Source organism: Solitalea longa (assembly GCF_002920915.1).
In the GTDB taxonomy this organism is placed as follows: domain Bacteria; phylum Bacteroidota; class Bacteroidia; order Sphingobacteriales; family Sphingobacteriaceae; genus Solitalea; species Solitalea longa.
The window spans coordinates 60217-76578 of the sequence record NZ_PQVF01000007.1; the positions used below are offsets into that span (position 1 = coordinate 60217).

The window sequence follows — 16362 nt, forward strand, 5'->3', positions numbered from 1 at the left end:
CATTCGTTTATTAATACCATGAATTTAAAATTAAAACGTCCTCTTGCATTCTTCGATCTTGAAACTACCGGGGTAAATGTTGCATCAGATAGAATTGTGGAAATTGCCATATTAAAAATAATGCCCAATGGATCTACCGAAATAAAGACGCGAAGAGTAAACCCTGAGATGCCGATTCCAATAGAATCATCGTTGATCCATGGTATTTATGATGAGGATATTAAAGATGAACCTACTTTTAAGCAAGTGGCTAAAAGTTTGGCTCAGTTTTTAGAAAATGCAGATTTAGGTGGATATAATTCCAACAAATTTGATGTCCCTCTTTTAATGGAAGAGTTTTTAAGGGCAGGAGTGGAGTTTGACATTGAGGGACGTAAATTGGTGGATGTTCAGAATATTTTCCACCAAATGGAACAGCGGACCTTGAAAGCTGCTTATAAATTCTACTGCGGTAAAGAAATTGAAAATCATCATTCGGCTGAGGCTGACATTAAAGCTACCTACGAGGTATTACTTGCACAGCTGGTAAAATATGACGGGGTTGAATACGAAGATAAGGCAGGTGTAAAATCAATTCCGGTGGTTAACGATGTGGATGCCTTACATAAATTTACCTATATAAGAGATGTGGTAGATTTTGCTGGAAGAATGGTCTTTGATGACCAAGGCAGAGAGATGTTCAACTTTGGAAAACATAAAGGTAAATTGGTTGAGGAGGTGTTTTCATTTGAACCAACCTATTACGACTGGATGATGAACGGTGATTTTCCTCTTTATACAAAGAAAAAATTAACCGAAATTCGGCTAAGAAATGCCTTTAAAAAGAAATAATATAAACAAAAATGCCGGTAGCTGATAACTACCGGCATTTTTTGTTACTATAATTGTTTACTATCAATTTGGCAGCTGATGAAAAATATCCATTATCAGGTCTTCATTAATGGGTTTAATATAAAAACCAGCCACATCAATATACTGCTTCGCTTTTTGTTTGTCTTCTTCCTGAATAGACGAAGTAATTAAAAATATTGGGATCTTCTTATTGATCCATGGACGTAGTTTTTGATATTCATCCAAAAAACTCCAGCCATCCATTATAGGCATATTAATATCCAACATAATTACGTCGGGAAGTTGAAGTACATTGTCTGATGTATTTTTTAAATACTCAAGGGCTGTATTGGCATCAGCAAAAATATGGGTATTCTTTGCCAATGCTTTTGCCTTTGCATACGTTTTTATGATAAACTGACAAATTCTATCATCGTCTATAATGCATAGATTTTCAATGATTTTCATGGTAATTGAAGATGAGCGTAAATTTAATACCGTAATTTGGGTTGCTATCTGCAAAAATTTTACCACCCATTGCTTCAATGTGTTTTCGGGTTAGAAAAAGACCAACACCCTTTGCATCTTTATTTCGATGAAAAGTTTTGTGTAGTCCAAAAAGGTTCCTTGAATTCTGCTCTAAATTAATTCCCAAACCATTGTCAGAAAAAACCATTATTTCCTGTCCTTCGTTACTATAGGTTTTTACCTCTACTTTAAGTTTTCTATCCGGAGAACGATATTTCAACGAATTAGACAACATGTTTTGCAGAATGCTCTTCATGTAATTCTTAGAATAAGTGATCTCTTCAAGTTCAAAATTGGTCGTTAAATCGAAATCCAGATCTTTTGCTTTACCCAATAAGCTTATTAAAACCGAGTTAAATACCTCCGAAAAACGCACATTTTCCTTTTTTACTTCTGTTCGATCTTTTATATCTAAAGCACCACCAATAGTATTAATGGTATCTAAAAGACTGTACGTTAAGTTGCGATATTGTTCTGAAAACACACCAATATTTTGTTTGTTATCTACCACGCCAGAATCATACAATTCCAATAAACCGATCATACTTCCAACCGGCGCACGTAAATTGTGTGAAATTAAGTGGGCAAATTCTTTAAGCTGATCATTTTGATATTTAAGCTTATTGATCAACGCTTCACTATACTTCATTTGCGCTTCGAGATTTAACAACGCCCTCCTTCTTTCATTGATATTTTTGGCCAGAATAATAAAATACTCCACATTATTTTCCGTATCTCGCTTTGCCTGTGCCATGAGTTCAACCCAAATGCGGTTGCCTTTTTTACAGATATACTCTTTTTCAAATGTAAAACAGCTTACTTCATTGTTAAGAAGTCTATTGTAGTAACTGATTGTCAACTCCTTATATTCAGGAGCAGAAAACTGGGTCCAGCTAGAGCCTACTAATTCACGGCGCGTATAACCCAGCATATCGGCAAATTGTTGGTTAAGCTCAAGCATGTAGCCCTGTTTCGAAGAAAAGGCCACGCCAATTAATGGAGTATTGAAAAGAGCCTCCAATTTGTTCTCTTCCCACACTGATTTTATAAAAGCCGATTTTGTATGCTTCATTTTCCTGATTAATTATCAGAAATTTAATGAAAGTCAGCCAATTAAAAGAGTTTTTTATAGAATTGTTTCAGGAAAGGAATTTGATATTTCTTTGTAAGCCGGAATATTTTGTTCGTTTAACTGCCGAATTTTTAAACACTTTTCTAAAAACATCTTCAGTTAATTCTACCCATTCCTCTTTTTTTATAGATAATAAATCAGGATGCGGATTAAATAATGGTTCATTATGTACTATAGAAAACCTATTCCAGGGGCACACATCCTGACATACATCACAACCAAACATCCAGTCGTCTACTTTATTCTTAAACTCTGTAGGTATTTCATTTTTGAGTTCAATGGTAAGATAGGAGATACACCTACTGCCATCAACAATGTAAGCAGAAGTAATAGCCTGCGTGGGGCAGGCATCGATGCAACGGGTACATTCGCCGCAATGATCTGCGACGGGTTTATCGTATTCCAAATCAAGGTCAATAACTAATTCGGCCAGAAAAAAGAAAGACCCTTTTTTCTTACTTAAAATATTGCTGTGTTTACCGATCCAGCCTAAGCCTGCTTGCTGTGCCCAGGCCTTATCCATTATTGGAGCCGAATCAACAAATGCCCGACCGTTAACCTCCCCAACAGTTTCCTGAATAAACTGTAACAGCTCTTTCAACTTATCTTTTATGACAAAATGATAATCGGTACCATAGGCGTATTTTGATAGTTTGGGAGCCTCCGGATCAGACTGAACCTGATCGGTATAATAATTTAATGCCAATGAAATAACTGATTTAGCACCATCCACCAACTTTCGTGGATCCAGCCGCATATCAAAGTAATTCTCCATGTATTTCATCTCACCATGCTTACCTTGATTCAGCCAGTTTTCAAGTCTTGGAGCTTCATTTTCAAGAAAAGACGCCTTCGCTATTCCGCATTGTAAAAAACCCAGTCGTTTTGCTTCCTGCTTAATAAGTTGAGAATACTTTTCTTTCAATGACATGCCTCAAAAATAATGATGTTTTGCTGATTCAGCTATCGCTTATCATTGATAATGCGTTATTAAGTTTATAAATTAGGATAAACCTTAATTTAAATGAAACATACGCTCTCTAAACTACTGTTGTTCTTATTGCTTTTTAGTTTGATGTTCGGCTGTCAAAGTTCGAGTACTACTGATCCTTCACCCGAATTAACTACCATCATATTGGTAAGACATGCGGAGAAATTGAACCTCGATCCGGATAGCCCATTATCTGAAAAAGGGGAAAGGAGGGCCAATGATCTGGCCAATTTATTGGATGATGTGCATATTGATGCAGTTTATTCAATTGGCTTTCCGAGATATATAAGTACTGTTCAGCCATTATGCGACCGAAAAGGGATCGCTCCAGTTATTTATCAACGTAATGTATATGCCGGGGTGATTGAAACTATTGTAAATAGCTATGAGGGGAAAACGGTGCTGATTTGTGGTGATACGGAAACGGTTCCCGGAATGTTGAATATCCTCTCAGCATCACAAAAATACTCCGTCCTTAAAGAATCTGATTACACCCATATTTACTATGCCTTATCCAGGGATTTAGGTTTATCCGAAATCATAGTTAATACTTACGGAGAAGCAGAAGGTAATTAACACTTTAAAAGCCGATTTAGCTCAGCTGGTAGAGCGTCTCATTCGTAATGAGAAGGTCGCAGGTTCGAAACCCGTAGTCGGCTCAAAAAGCTTCATTCAACGAAATATAAAATCCGGTAGAACGTTTTTCTCCCGGATTTTGATTTCCTACACCATAATCAAAACGAAGGGTCATACGGGCAACGGGCTCAAACATGTACCTAAAGCCTCCGCCATAATTGGGTTTTAAATCATTAAAGCTGAAGTTTTGATTCGAAAAAACCATACCCGTACCAACAAACCCTGCAAAGCTTAATCGCGACAACGAAAACCAGCCATGATCTTCTTGCTTCCCCCAGGGCCTGTACCTGAATTCACTTTGAGCGGCCAACATATGTTGATCGCGATAACGGCCAACATAATAACCCCTCATAATTTGATCACCTCCAATAAATGGCAGGTAATAGAAGGGAGCCGAACTGCCTTGGGCCGTTTGATAAGCAAATTGAGCACCAACGCACATGGTGGGATCTATTTTAAAAAAATGCCTTGCATCTAAATTGAAAACAGAGAATTTATAATCATTGATCCCAAGGCTTGTCCAACCAAGCATTGATAAATAACTTCCGGTAGTGGTTGAGTTCTCATAATCCCTGTTATCAAAAGCTCCACCATAACCTATAAGCATGCTGTTCCCGCCTTGTTTACCATAGTAATCACCTGTATTAAAAATACCTGCAGGATCATCAGCTGTAAATGAATCGTTTTGCACCCATAATCCTAGACCGGCATATAGATCTTTGATGATCTTATGTTTTCCAATAACCTGAAATTTGAAGCGCTTAGATGTAATAAGATCCTCATCGCTTTGCCTGGTATCATTGCCTACACCGTAAAAGAATATGGGATAATCAGTGTAAATTCCGTTTACCGTTATGTTCCATATGTTTTTTGGCGTCCAAATGCTTGACTGCACCGCATACTGTGCCTGATTTTTGACCGTCCACATATTAAAACTGTAAATGAAAGAATTTCGGGTTTCGCGGGGATCATGGTTGATGAAAAAAGTATAGATAGCGCCAAACCCAAACTGAAACCCGGTTTCGGGAGCATTTCCAACTACAGGATAGGGAACAAACTGGTTTTTCGTCCTGAAAGACGAATCTGCTTTCTGTGCTTTAGCAGAAATAATAAATAAAAATTGCAAGAATAGCAGAAAGATAAATGGAGAGCGATTCATCTGTTTTTACTTACCATAAGATAAGTTTTTTAACAGAAAACTGAAAACATAAAACCGAAGTCGGATATCAATAGTCGGATTTGAGTATTTTCAGACCCCTAAATTTGAATCTCATATTACATGGAAAAAATACTTTCCTGGCGGATCTTTTTTTGAAGTTCAATGATGCCCCCTATCAATGCTTCCGGACGTGGTGGACAACCCTGAACATATACATCAACAGGAATAACCCGGTCAACACCCTTTACAACATGGTAACCATGTTCCCAATACGGACCGCCACAGTTTGAACATGAGCCCATTGAAATTACATATCTGGGTTCAGGCATTTGCTCATATAAACGTTTTATACGCTCGGCCATTTTAAAAGTGACAGTTCCCGCAACAATCATAACATCGGCCTGGCGAGGCGAGGGGCGAGGGAATACTCCCAGTCGATCCAAATCATAGTTAGCTGCCATGGAGCCCATCATTTCAATTGCGCAACAAGCCAATCCAAAACTCACAGGCCATAAAGAAGACAACCTAGCCCAATTCAACAAGTCATCTACCTTGGTAATAACAACTCCATTACTTTCTACTTTATTTATCAGTTGTTCCATTATCGATATAAATGCTTAGTTATTCTCTTCTTTATTTTTCTTAATTGCGGCGGCACTAAAACGAGGTTTATAGGCGTTGGCGACTTTTGGACCTTCAGTTTGCTCTACTGGTGCTTCGTTACTATTATTCTTATCAGGAACTTCTCCATTTAGCTCAGTACCATTTGCTGTTGATTCAGCATTTTCCTGCTTTTTAAGCATTTGAGGCTTAAACTTAGGTTTATAAGGGGCTGCAGGTTTTGGAGCTTCGATTTCTTCAACCTTAGCTTCAGCGTTTTCGTTATTAGTTACAGGTGATTGTTCCACTGATGCCTCCTCCTGTTTTTTAGTTAACTGAGGCTTAAACTTAGGCTTATAAGGTGCTGCAGGTTTTGGAGCTTCGGTTTCTTCAACCTTAGCTTCAACGATGTCAATATTAATTACCGGAGATTCTTCTATTGATGCCTCCTCCTGTTTTTTAGTTAACTGAGGTTTAAACTTAGGCTTATAAGGTGCTGCAGGTTTTGGAGCTTCGGTTTCTTCAACCTTAGCTTCAACGGTGTCAATATTAATTACCGGAGATTCTTCTATTGATGCCTCCTCCTGTTTTTTAGTTAACTGAGGTTTAAACTTAGGCTTATAAGGTGCTGCGGGTTTTGGAGCTTCGGTTTCTTCAACCTTAGCTTCAACGGTGTCAATATTAATTACCGGAGATTCTTCTATTGATGCCTCCTCCTGTTTTTTAGTTAACTGAGGTTTAAACTTAGGCTTATAAGGTGCTGCGGGTTTTGGAGCTTCGGTTTCTTCAACCTTAGCTTCAGCAGTTTCGTTAATAGTTACCGGAGATTGTTCAACTGATGGCTCCTCTGACTTTTTAACAAGCTGAGGCTTAAATTTTGGAACATATGCCTGTTTAGGCGGATCTTCCTGTACAGATTCAGAAGCTTCTGGCTGTATTTCTTTATTTTCTACAGGTTCCTTTTTCGCTAATTGCGGTTTAAACTTAGGTTTATAAGTCGCTGGCTCTGTTAATTGATTTTCAACTGGTTGAACTGTTTCAGTCTTTACAGTTTTCTCCGTTTCAGCCATTGAATCGGCTTTAGCATTCATTTCTTTTTCAGCTTTTGCTTTTAAAAAGAATGCTTTTCGCTCCGAGATCTTTTCAACAGCTGGCTCGGCTTCCAAAACTTCCACATTTTCTTGCTGATAGGCTCTTACTTTATAAACCTGATTATTGATATTCTGATAGAGCAGGGCAGGAACCTTGGCATCAACAGTAGGTATAACCGGCTGTGGTTTTATCCATTCTAAATCGCCCTTTTTCCAAACGTATAATAAGCCAACCAATAAAACAGCAATAAATACCGTCATTTCAAAGAAACTTAACCATCCCCAGGCAGGGGCAGCTGCAATAAGTTCCTTGTTTCCAAAAACAGTAGACCATGGGAACAAAAACACCAGTTCTACATCAAACAAAAGAAACACCAAAGCAATTACATAAAATCGCATGTTAAATTGGATCCACGAACTACCGGTAGGATCTTCACCACACTCATAAGTAGTTAATTTTTCAGGATTAGGTTTATTGGGGCTGATTAATTTCGACATGAAAAGCGTAAACAGTACAAACCCGGTTCCTAAAACAAGGAAGAGTAATATCGATCCGAATGCTGATATTTGCGTGCTTTGAGGCATGAAACAAAGTTAAGTTATAAACACGAGAAAAACAGCTTGTGTTTCAATAATACCATTTTAATTGATGGTTTAAGTAGATTACTATTGTTAAGCTTTAAAAAGTATTAATTAACATTCTGATTTAAAGGATTTTTGTATGTCGGCAGTTTGGCCAAGGGAGTTTAGCAATTTAGATGCAATTATTTTGGGAGCCGGAGCATGTGGCTTAATGTGTGCTGTTCAGGCCGGTTATTTAGGTAAACGAGTATTGTTGTTGGAAAAAAATGCCAAACCCGGCGCTAAAATTTTAATATCGGGCGGAGGCAGATGTAATTACACCAACATGTTTTCATCACATCAAAATTTCATCTCCGAAAATGAGCATTTCAGTAAATCGGCTTTCGCCCAATGGACCGTACAAGATACCATCAGCTTTTTTGAAACCTATGGAATTTATGGTCAGGAAAAGACGCTTGGCCAATTGTTTCCAACCACTAATAATGCGAAAGATATTGTAAAAGTATTTACTGATCTATGTGATGATTTCGGGCAGCAGATCATTTGTAATGCTGAAGTTTTGCAGGTAAAAAATAATGAAAACGGTTTTGAACTAAGTGTTAAGGATCTTTCTACCGAAAAAACGCATACGATCAGTGCACCAAAGGTAATCGTGGCCACAGGTGGCTTACCGATTCCTAAAATGGGGGCTACGGATTTTGCCCTTCGTTTGGCCCGTCAGTTTAATCTTAAGCTAACGCAAACTGCACCAGCCTTAGTTCCTTTAACGGTAACAGGCAAAGATCATGAATGGTATGAACAACTATCCGGGACAAGTATTTTTAGCAGGGTTTCAAACGAAAAGATAAGTTTTGAAGAGAATATCTTATTTACCCACTGGGGGTTAAGCGGACCGGCTATTCTGCAAATTTCCTCTTACTGGCGCCCAGGTGAAAAACTAGAGATCGATCTTTTCCCTGAAAACTCAATCATCGATTTAATTGAAGAAGAGCGGACACAATCCGGAAAGAAATTACTTGCTTCATTCCTGGAGAAGTTTTATTCAAGAAAGTTTGTAGATGCATTAAGAAAATACCTGCCGATTGATAAAAACCTGGCATCGCTAACAAAAAACGACCTCGAAAATATCGAAGAACTCATTCATCGCTTTACTGTAAAACCCGCAGGCGATAAAGGTTATGATAAAGCCGAAGTGATGCGTGGAGGCATTGATACCAACGAACTTTCATCAAAAACCTTGGAATGTAAAAAAATACCCGGATTGTTTTTTGGCGGCGAATGCGTTGATGTGACCGGCTGGTTAGGTGGTTATAACTTCCAATGGGCCTGGGCATCAGGTTATGTGATAGCCCAGAATATTTAAATGGATATATTGTTAAATGGATAAATTGTTGAATTGAAATTTTTATCAGTATAACAATAAAACAATTTATCAATTACACTCAACAATTTAATTCACCGGCTCAACCTTAAAACCTTGATTACGTAAAAGCTTAATTACTCCCGAATCACCAGCTAAATGACCGGCTCCAACGGCGAAAAAAGTAGGTTGTTTTAATGCAATTGCTTTGATCTGTTCGATCCAGGTTTTGTTACGGTTATAGATCAAGGTCTCATTTTCATTCTCAGAAGTCCCAAATTCAGGATCAGAAAACAGTTTTTGTAAACCTTCAATATCCTGTTCTTTATAAACGTTGATTAGTTTCGTAAAGTAGGTTCGGTAAACCGGGTAGTTTTTTATTGCTTTAACCAGATCGTCTCCTTGTTTTTCAGCCGATATCTGATCTATAAAACTCATTTGTTGTGCAACGGTTTCCAAACCCTTTACCTCTTTTTGCTGTTTTTTAGCCATTTCAACGAAAGCTTGCTCATACGATTTGATGTTGCAGCCATTCATCATTTTAATTAATACGAATGAATACAACAGCATAGGTTTGGTATCATTAAAAAAATCGACATTCACACCTAATGAATCTTTAAAAAAACGACTAACCACTTTATAATCATCTGGCTTTAATACATTTTGCAACTTCTGTCCATTTGCCATTTTCATGTACTGTTGCATTTGTGCGTTCAAATTGGGATCATCCATATCGATCTCTAAATAAACCTGCGAAGCGTTTTTAACGGAAGTCTCTACAGCAGGGCTTACAATAAAGTCGTTTTCACAGATGAGATGAATAGTTCCGAAAAGATAAGATGGTTGGGTAATCCCGTTGCCTGATATTTTCCATAATAATGACTTACTTTCCTGGCAAAAGCCGTTGAAAAGAAAGGTAAAAAACAATAAACAAGTAAGAGCGATTGATTTTGAATTGAACATTGCAGGTAATTTAGCATTCCAAGATGCTGATTTGCCGGAAGGATTCAAAAAAAGATTAATTATGATTTACCTTTGAAACTATGCTAATCTATCCTCAGCAAACCGATTTTATTGATATTCACACACATAAAAAACCTAAAGCAGGCGAGTGGGCTTTGCGCAATGGCTTTCATTTTCTTCAACCCGAAAATATTCAAAAGTTAGGTTATAATGTTTCTGTTGGTGTTCATCCCTGGTTGGTTGAAAAAGTGATTTGGGATGCCATTTATTTCAGGTTGAATGAAAGCTTGAAACATCCCAATGTGTTAGCAGTAGGAGAGATTGGCCTCGACAGGGCGATTGATATCCCCATTGAATTGCAGAAGAAACACTTCGAATCACAACTGGTATTTGCCAATCGATTTAATAAACCTGTAATCATCCACGCTGTTAAAACCTACACCGAATTTATTCCTTATCTGAAGCAATCACAGATTCCATTTATTTTTCATCATTTCGCCGGAAACGAATTTGAGCTAAAACAATTACTAAATTATAATACATACTTCTCGTTCGGAAAACTATTATTCAGAGCTGCAAAGACGAAAGACATTTTTAAAAATATACCGCTTAATCGCTTATTTCTGGAATCAGACACAGCTCCAATTTCAATTGAGCAGGTTTACGAAAAAGCTGCTGAACTAAAGAATATGAAAGTTATAGAGCTAAAAGAGAATGTTTTTCATAATTTTGCGGCCGTTTTTGGAACATCAACACTCATATAAAATCGATATTATCATCAGGTGATCATCGAAATCAATTAAAAAAATGGAAGTACCTTACTGGATGAGCCGCACTAACCTGTTGTTAGGCGAAGAAAAAATTGAAAAACTGGTTAATGCCCACGTACTGGTAGTTGGTTTAGGTGGTGTTGGAGGTATTTGTGCCGAAATGATTGCTCGTTCGGGCATTGGAAAAATGACCATTGTAGATGCTGATACAGTAGACCCAAGTAACCGTAATCGTCAGATTCCGGCAACAAAAAGTACAGAAGGCAAATTGAAGGCTGAAGTATTGGCTGATCGTATTCGTGATATCAATCCTGAAATTGATTTAACTGTTCTTTGTGAATATTTACGCGACGAACGCATGTTTGAAGTGTTGGATAGTGGTACATTTGATTACGCAGTTGATTGTATAGACACTTTAGCACCTAAGTTATTTTTTATAAAAGGGTGTAAAGACCGTAATATTCCATTGGTAAGTTCAATGGGAGCTGGCGGTAAAGTTGACCCTACGCGAGTACGTGTGGTTGATCTGTTTGAAACCTTTAATTGCACCTTATCAAAACATGTACGCAAGCGCTTACGCCAAATGGGCGTGAAAGAAAAAGTTACTGTAGTTTGGTCGCCTGAAGATATTGATCATTCTCGGGTGGTTCCTATGCAAGGCACAAACAAAAGCTCTATTATCGGAACCATTTCCTATATGCCTGCGGTTTTTGGATGTACAGTAGCTTCGGTAGTTATCAGAGATTTGTATAATCGATAAAGAACTATTAGTGTATAGCAATTGCCTTTTAGCTGATTTATCTAAAACTAATAACTAACTTCTAAAAGCTAATCACCAACTATATGCCTACATTCATTAAATCACCTTCAGTAATTGAAGCAGCCGGCAATAAGCCTAAGATCATAAAAGAATTTATAGGGCGGGTAAATTCTAAAACCGAAACGCTTAGTGTTGCCAAAATGGAAAGCCCTTTTGGTTGGGTTGAGCCAGGGCAAACGCCCGAATTTGATGAATACACCCTGGTATTAAAAGGCATGCTACAAGTTACCACCAAAGATCAAACTGTGAATGTTCATGCCGGTGAAGCCATAATTACCCATAAAGGTGAGTGGGTGCAATACAGTACTCCGGAGCCGGAAGGTGCAGAATACATCGCTATTTGTTTACCCGCTTTTTCTATGGATACCGTTCACAGAGACGAATAGGCTTTTCATACTTAATCAGAATGAATGAATTATCTTCCAATAACATTCATTCATTCTGAATTTCCACATTCATACTTTCCGCTTATCTTCGCTTAATCTTTTATTAATCTTATGAAGAAAATTTTAATAGCTGTGGCATTACTCGCATCCACTCAGTTAATGGCACAGAATCGTTTAACTCCTGAATTATTAATGAAGCTTGGCCGGGTGTCAGAACCTAAAGTTTCTCCAAATGGCAAATCGGTTATTTACAATGTTAGGAATATGGATATTGCTGCCAATAGCGGCAATTCTGATATCTACATTGTTGATATCAACGGCAATAATGCTAAAGCCATTGCTAATGAATCGGCGAATGAAACCAATGGTAAATGGCGCCCAGACGGTAAAAAGATCGGCTATTTAAAAGGCGACCAAATTTGGGAAATGAACCCGGATGGTTCGGGGAAAGTACAGATCAGTGATATTAAAGAAGGCATCTCTGGTTTTGGTTATTCTCCTAAAATGGGTTATGTATGGTTTATTTCGGATGTAAAACTGGATAAAAATCCTGCTGAATTATATCCCGACCTGCCTAAGGCAGAAGGCGCCAGAATTATCGATGGTTTATTTTACCGCCATTGGACAGCATGGCACGACTATGCTTACAGCCATGTATTCATTGCCAATTATGCCGATGGTAAAATCAGCAATGCAAAAGATCTAATGCCAAACGAGCGTTTTGATGCGCCATTGCAGCCAAACGGTGGCGAAGAACAATTTGCATTTAGTGCTGATGATAAAAAGGTGGCTTATACCTGCCGTAAACTGAATGGAACCGCAGAAGCCTTAAGCACTAATTCAGATATTTATGTTTTTGATATTACTTCAGGAACCACTGAAAATGTAAGCGCTTTTAACACAGGTTATGATACCAACCCTCGCTTTTCTCCCGATGGCAAGAAAATGCTTTGGTTAAGCATGGAACGTAATGGTTACGAGGCCGATAAAAATCGAATTTTAGTTTACGATGTAACTTCAAAAGCCCACAACGAAATCACCAAAAACTTTGATAACAGCGTATCTAAGGCAGAGTGGGATATGGATAGCCAGCGTATTTTCTTTATTGCAGGAATTAGCGCTACTGAACAGATAATGCTATTCGATCCGAAACTGCGATCAGTGAGCCAGATTATTCCATTAACTGATGTAGTTGCCGATATAAACGATTTCGATTTCACCTATGTAAATAAAAAGCCGGTTATGGTTACATCAATGATGAATATATCATTACCAACCGAAATATTTACGTTGGAAGTAGGCAAAAAACAATTGACCCAAATTTCAAAAGTGAACACACAGGCTCTTTCAGCCTTAAAAATGGGTAAGGTTGAAAAACGCATGGTAAAAACCACCGATGGTAAAGACATGCTGGTTTGGGTAATTTTACCTCCTGATTTTGATCCTGCTAAAAAATACCCAACCTTATTGTATTGTCAGGGTGGCCCTCAAAGTACGGTTAGCCAATTCTTTTCTTATCGTTGGAATTTTCAGTTAATGGCTGCAAATGATTATATAATTGTTGCACCAAACCGCAGAGGTTTGCCTTCATTTGGCCAACAGTGGAATGAAGAGATTTCTGGCGATTGGGGAGGCCAATGTATGCGCGATTATTTAAGTGCTATTGATGAGGTAGCTAAAGAGTCATATGTAGATAAAGATCATTTGGGTGCGGTTGGTGCTAGTTTTGGCGGTTATTCGGTTTATTGGCTGGCCGGTCATCATGAAAAAAGGTTTAAAGCCTTTATTTCACATTGTGGTGTTTTCGACTTAGAATCGATGTATGGCACTACAGAAGAAACCTGGTTCCCTAATTTTGATATGGGCGGGCCTTATTGGAAAAGTCCGCAGCCTAAATCATACGAACAGTTTTCACCGCATAAATTTGTTCAAAACTGGGATACACCAATCCTGGTTATACACAACGAGAAAGATTTCCGTGTTCCGCTTGGACAAGGAATGGAGGCATTCAGTGCTGCTCAGCTTCAAAACATCCCAAGCCGGTTCCTGTATTTTCCTGATGAAGGTCACTGGGTAACTAAACCGCAGAACAGTATTTTATGGAATCGGGTGTTCTTCGACTGGCTCGATAAATACCTAAAAAAGTAATAGTTAAAAATATTAAAACGAGATTCAGATTTTTTCTTCTGAATCTCGTTTTTTTTATGGCCACTTGCGTATAAAGGATTATCACCCTAATAATAAACTAACGATTGGCCAGTAAGCAAAATATGAAGTTTGTGGATCCAGCTAGTATGCTCATTAAACTTCGATTTTGATCATTAGTTAATATATCAAACAACGATTATGTATTAATTACTAAAATGATATATTGGTTGCGTTTTATTGATAAGATATGAAGAAAAGTAAATTAGTTTGGTATGTATTGATTATTAGCTCAATAGCTACCACAACGAAAGCCCAAACCACTATCCGTAAATTCATCGACAAAGCCAATATGGATGAATCGGTTAGCCCAAGAGTAAATTTCTATCAATATGCCAATGGAGGATGGTTGAAAAACAATCCTATTCCTCCAACAGAAACGCGCTGGGGAAGCTTTAATGAATTAGTTTCAAGTACCAACCAGGTTTTAAAAGGAATTTTAAAAGAGGCTGCTGATAAAAATGCCACTTATGGTAGTAATAACCAATTAGTGGGTGATTTTTTTGCAAGCGGAATGGATAGCGTTGAAATTGAGAACGCCGGTATTACGCCTGTTCATAACTTATTTAGCGAAATTAAAACCGTTAATTCTACCAGGGATCTATTAAGTGAAATAACAAGCCTGCACAAATCGGGTATTCCTGTAGCTTTCAACTTTTCGGTTTACCAGGATGATAAAAACAGTTCACAGGTAATTGTTCAGTTATCGCAGGGAGGATTGGGTTTACCTGACCGCGACTATTACACCAACCTTCTTGATGAACGCTATGAAAACCTTCGTACCGAATATGTTAAACACATGGTCAACATGTTTAAGATCTTTGGCGATGATAACAAAAACGCAAAAAAGAATGCAGAAGCGGTAATGCGCCTCGAAACTTCATTAGCGGGTGCTTCAATGACCAGAGTTGAACGTCGTGACCCGAACAAGAACTATCACAAACTAAATATGATGGAGCTTCAGAAAATAGCTCCAATGACCACCTGGAAAGATATTCTGAGTGATTATACCGGTCAGGAGGTAAAAGAAGTGATCGTTAGGCAAACTGAATTTTTTAAAGAGTTCGACCGTCAGCTAGTGGCAACACCAGTTAACGAATGGAAGGCCTATTTAAAATGGACAGTTATAAGAACAGCTGCACCGTATTTACATTCAAAGGCGGTGGATGAGCACTTTAACTTCTATGGCAAAATTTTAACCGGACAAAAAGTTATGAAACCACGTGCCGACAGGGTTTCGATGGTAATTGATAATGCGATGGGAGAGGTTTTAGGTCGTATGTACGTATCCAGATACTTTAAGCCTTTGGCCAAAAGCCGCATGCTTGATCTGATCAAGAATCTTACAACAACCTACGAAGAACGCATCAATAGATTGGATTGGATGAGTGATGCTACCAAACAAAAAGCCCTCACCAAATTGCATGCATTCATCCGAAAAATTGGTTACCCTGATGTCTGGAAAGACTATTCAACTGTTCACATCAGCCGTACCTCTTACTTTGGAAACGTTTTGGAATGCAATCGGTACGATTTCAATTACATGGTGAACAAATTGGGTAAACCTGTTAATAAAGCTGAATGGGGAATGAGCGCACCAACTATAAATGCCTATTACAATCCGATGGTTAATGAGATCGTATTTCCTGCAGGGATCTTGCAATCGCCATTCTTTGATTTTAATGCAGATGATGCAGTAAACTATGGAGGAATTGGTTGCGTAATTGGTCACGAAATGACCCATGGTTTCGATGACCAGGGACGCCAGTATGATGCAGAAGGTAATTTAAATGACTGGTGGACAAAAGACGATGCCACACGTTTTAAAGAACTGGCCTATAGAGTTGTTGAGCAATACAACAGCTATACTGTTTTAAAAGGATCGATGAATGTTAATGGACAACTCACATTAGGTGAAAACCTTGCAGATCTGGGCGGAATCAATATCGCGTTTGAAGCTTTCAAAAAAACCAATCAGGCTAAAACAGGGGAGCAGATTGATGGATTTACTCCTGAGCAACGTTTCTTCTTGTCCTGGGCCCAAATCTGGAGGTCAAACATCACTGATGAAGCGCAGGCTCAACGGATTGTTACCGATCCACATTCGCCGGGGATTTACCGTTGCAATGGCCCGGTAAGTAATATGCCCGAGTTTTATGAAGCTTTTGGCATTCAAAAAGGCGATCCGATGTGGAAAAAACCTGGCGAACAGGTTAAAGTCTGGTAATTAGTTATAATAAAGCTTAAAGAAAGCCGCAAGGAAATAAAACTCCCCTTGCGGCTTTCTTTTTATCATTTGTAACGGAAC

Annotated in this window: 15 protein-coding genes and 1 tRNA gene; 9 read left to right on the top strand and 7 right to left on the bottom strand. The window is 38.2% G+C overall.

Annotated features, from left to right (window positions below):
- The first annotated feature begins 18 nt into the window (after nucleotides 1–18).
- On the top strand, nucleotides 19–831 hold the full coding sequence (locus C3K47_RS10790) for a 3'-5' exonuclease (protein WP_103789153.1): 813 nt from the start codon (nucleotides 19–21) through the stop codon (nucleotides 829–831).
- A gap of 63 nt (nucleotides 832–894) precedes the next feature.
- On the opposite strand, the gene C3K47_RS10795 is transcribed toward C3K47_RS10790, so the two are convergent.
- From C3K47_RS10795 to queG, 3 genes are all read right to left on the bottom strand, one after another.
- Nucleotides 895–1299, bottom strand: a complete 405-nt coding sequence (locus C3K47_RS10795; RefSeq protein WP_103789154.1) for a response regulator — start codon at nucleotides 1297–1299, stop codon at nucleotides 895–897.
- Entirely contained in the window at nucleotides 1286–2431 is a 1146-nt protein-coding gene (locus tag C3K47_RS10800) for a sensor histidine kinase (protein ID WP_103789155.1), read from the bottom strand. Before C3K47_RS10800 ends, C3K47_RS10795 begins: the two co-directional genes overlap by 14 nt.
- Nucleotides 2432–2498: 67 nt before the next feature.
- Entirely contained in the window at nucleotides 2499–3422 is a 924-nt protein-coding gene (gene queG, locus C3K47_RS10805; RefSeq protein WP_103789156.1) for a tRNA epoxyqueuosine(34) reductase QueG, read from the bottom strand.
- A 93-nt stretch (nucleotides 3423–3515) separates the two neighbouring features.
- Here queG and C3K47_RS10810 point away from each other — a divergent pair, with 93 nt between their 5' ends.
- A complete protein-coding gene (locus C3K47_RS10810; protein WP_103789157.1) occupies nucleotides 3516–4058 on the top strand; it encodes a phosphoglycerate mutase family protein in 543 nt (180 codons plus the stop codon).
- Nucleotides 4059–4068: 10 nt separating this feature from the next.
- Nucleotides 4069–4141 (top strand) — tRNA-Thr (locus C3K47_RS10815).
- Here the strand turns inward: C3K47_RS10815 and C3K47_RS10820 are convergent.
- The 3 genes from C3K47_RS10820 to ndhC all read right to left on the bottom strand — a co-directional run bounded on the left by C3K47_RS10820 (nucleotide 4141) and on the right by ndhC (nucleotide 7553).
- Complete coding sequence (locus C3K47_RS10820; protein ID WP_103789158.1) at nucleotides 4141–5277, bottom strand: BamA/TamA family outer membrane protein; 1137 nt, start codon at nucleotides 5275–5277, stop codon at nucleotides 4141–4143. The genes C3K47_RS10815 and C3K47_RS10820 overlap by 1 nt on opposite strands.
- 116 nt (nucleotides 5278–5393) lie before the next feature.
- Nucleotides 5394–5879 carry an NADH-quinone oxidoreductase subunit NuoB gene (gene nuoB, locus C3K47_RS10825; protein ID WP_103789159.1) on the bottom strand — a complete coding sequence of 162 codons (486 nt, stop codon included), beginning with the start codon at nucleotides 5877–5879 and terminating at the stop codon, nucleotides 5394–5396.
- A 15-nt stretch (nucleotides 5880–5894) separates the two neighbouring features.
- A complete protein-coding gene (ndhC, locus tag C3K47_RS10830; RefSeq protein ID WP_103789160.1) occupies nucleotides 5895–7553 on the bottom strand; it encodes an NADH-quinone oxidoreductase subunit A in 1659 nt (552 codons plus the stop codon).
- Between the two features lie 136 nt (nucleotides 7554–7689).
- Between ndhC and C3K47_RS10835 the strand changes: the two genes are divergently transcribed.
- Complete coding sequence (locus C3K47_RS10835; protein WP_103789161.1) at nucleotides 7690–8913, top strand: BaiN/RdsA family NAD(P)/FAD-dependent oxidoreductase; 1224 nt, start codon at nucleotides 7690–7692, stop codon at nucleotides 8911–8913.
- 87 nt (nucleotides 8914–9000) lie between these two features.
- On the opposite strand, the gene C3K47_RS10840 is transcribed toward C3K47_RS10835, so the two are convergent.
- A complete protein-coding gene (locus tag C3K47_RS10840; RefSeq protein WP_133159366.1) occupies nucleotides 9001–9873 on the bottom strand; it encodes a TraB/GumN family protein in 873 nt (290 codons plus the stop codon).
- 80 nt (nucleotides 9874–9953) lie between these two features.
- On the opposite strand from C3K47_RS10840, the gene C3K47_RS10845 reads away from it, so the two are divergent.
- The 5 genes from C3K47_RS10845 (at nucleotide 9954) to C3K47_RS10865 (ending at nucleotide 16281) form a co-directional block, all read left to right on the top strand.
- On the top strand, nucleotides 9954–10637 hold the full coding sequence (locus C3K47_RS10845) for a TatD family hydrolase (protein WP_103789163.1): 684 nt from the start codon (nucleotides 9954–9956) through the stop codon (nucleotides 10635–10637).
- Nucleotides 10638–10680: 43 nt separating this feature from the next.
- Entirely contained in the window at nucleotides 10681–11403 is a 723-nt protein-coding gene (locus C3K47_RS10850; protein WP_103789164.1) for a tRNA threonylcarbamoyladenosine dehydratase, read from the top strand.
- 83 nt (nucleotides 11404–11486) lie between these two features.
- Entirely contained in the window at nucleotides 11487–11849 is a 363-nt protein-coding gene (locus C3K47_RS10855; RefSeq protein WP_103789165.1) for a cupin domain-containing protein, read from the top strand.
- Nucleotides 11850–11960: 111 nt separating this feature from the next.
- Entirely contained in the window at nucleotides 11961–13997 is a 2037-nt protein-coding gene (locus C3K47_RS10860) for a S9 family peptidase (protein WP_103789166.1), read from the top strand.
- 247 nt (nucleotides 13998–14244) lie between these two features.
- Nucleotides 14245–16281: a M13 family metallopeptidase gene (locus C3K47_RS10865; protein ID WP_103789167.1), complete on the top strand. Its 2037-nt coding sequence runs from the start codon at nucleotides 14245–14247 to the stop codon at nucleotides 16279–16281.
- Nucleotides 16282–16362 lie beyond the last annotated feature (81 nt).

Excerpts from the sequence above, each read along its gene's own strand:
- C3K47_RS10790 (WP_103789153.1), top strand. The coding sequence starts at position 19 with ATGAATTTAAAATTAAAACGTCCTCTTGCATTCTTCGATCTTGAAACT.
- C3K47_RS10795 (WP_103789154.1), bottom strand. The coding sequence starts at position 1,299 with ATGAAAATCATTGAAAATCTATGCATTATAGACGATGATAGAATTTGT.
- C3K47_RS10800 (WP_103789155.1), bottom strand. The coding sequence starts at position 2,431 with ATGAAGCATACAAAATCGGCTTTTATAAAATCAGTGTGGGAAGAGAAC.
- queG (WP_103789156.1), bottom strand. The coding sequence starts at position 3,422 with ATGTCATTGAAAGAAAAGTATTCTCAACTTATTAAGCAGGAAGCAAAA.
- C3K47_RS10810 (WP_103789157.1), top strand. The coding sequence starts at position 3,516 with ATGAAACATACGCTCTCTAAACTACTGTTGTTCTTATTGCTTTTTAGT.
- C3K47_RS10820 (WP_103789158.1), bottom strand. The coding sequence starts at position 5,277 with ATGAATCGCTCTCCATTTATCTTTCTGCTATTCTTGCAATTTTTATTT.
- nuoB (WP_103789159.1), bottom strand. The coding sequence starts at position 5,879 with ATGGAACAACTGATAAATAAAGTAGAAAGTAATGGAGTTGTTATTACC.
- ndhC (WP_103789160.1), bottom strand. The coding sequence starts at position 7,553 with ATGCCTCAAAGCACGCAAATATCAGCATTCGGATCGATATTACTCTTC.
- C3K47_RS10835 (WP_103789161.1), top strand. The coding sequence starts at position 7,690 with ATGTCGGCAGTTTGGCCAAGGGAGTTTAGCAATTTAGATGCAATTATT.
- C3K47_RS10840 (WP_133159366.1), bottom strand. The coding sequence starts at position 9,873 with ATGTTCAATTCAAAATCAATCGCTCTTACTTGTTTATTGTTTTTTACC.
- C3K47_RS10845 (WP_103789163.1), top strand. The coding sequence starts at position 9,954 with ATGCTAATCTATCCTCAGCAAACCGATTTTATTGATATTCACACACAT.
- C3K47_RS10850 (WP_103789164.1), top strand. The coding sequence starts at position 10,681 with ATGGAAGTACCTTACTGGATGAGCCGCACTAACCTGTTGTTAGGCGAA.
- C3K47_RS10855 (WP_103789165.1), top strand. The coding sequence starts at position 11,487 with ATGCCTACATTCATTAAATCACCTTCAGTAATTGAAGCAGCCGGCAAT.
- C3K47_RS10860 (WP_103789166.1), top strand. The coding sequence starts at position 11,961 with ATGAAGAAAATTTTAATAGCTGTGGCATTACTCGCATCCACTCAGTTA.
- C3K47_RS10865 (WP_103789167.1), top strand. The coding sequence starts at position 14,245 with ATGAAGAAAAGTAAATTAGTTTGGTATGTATTGATTATTAGCTCAATA.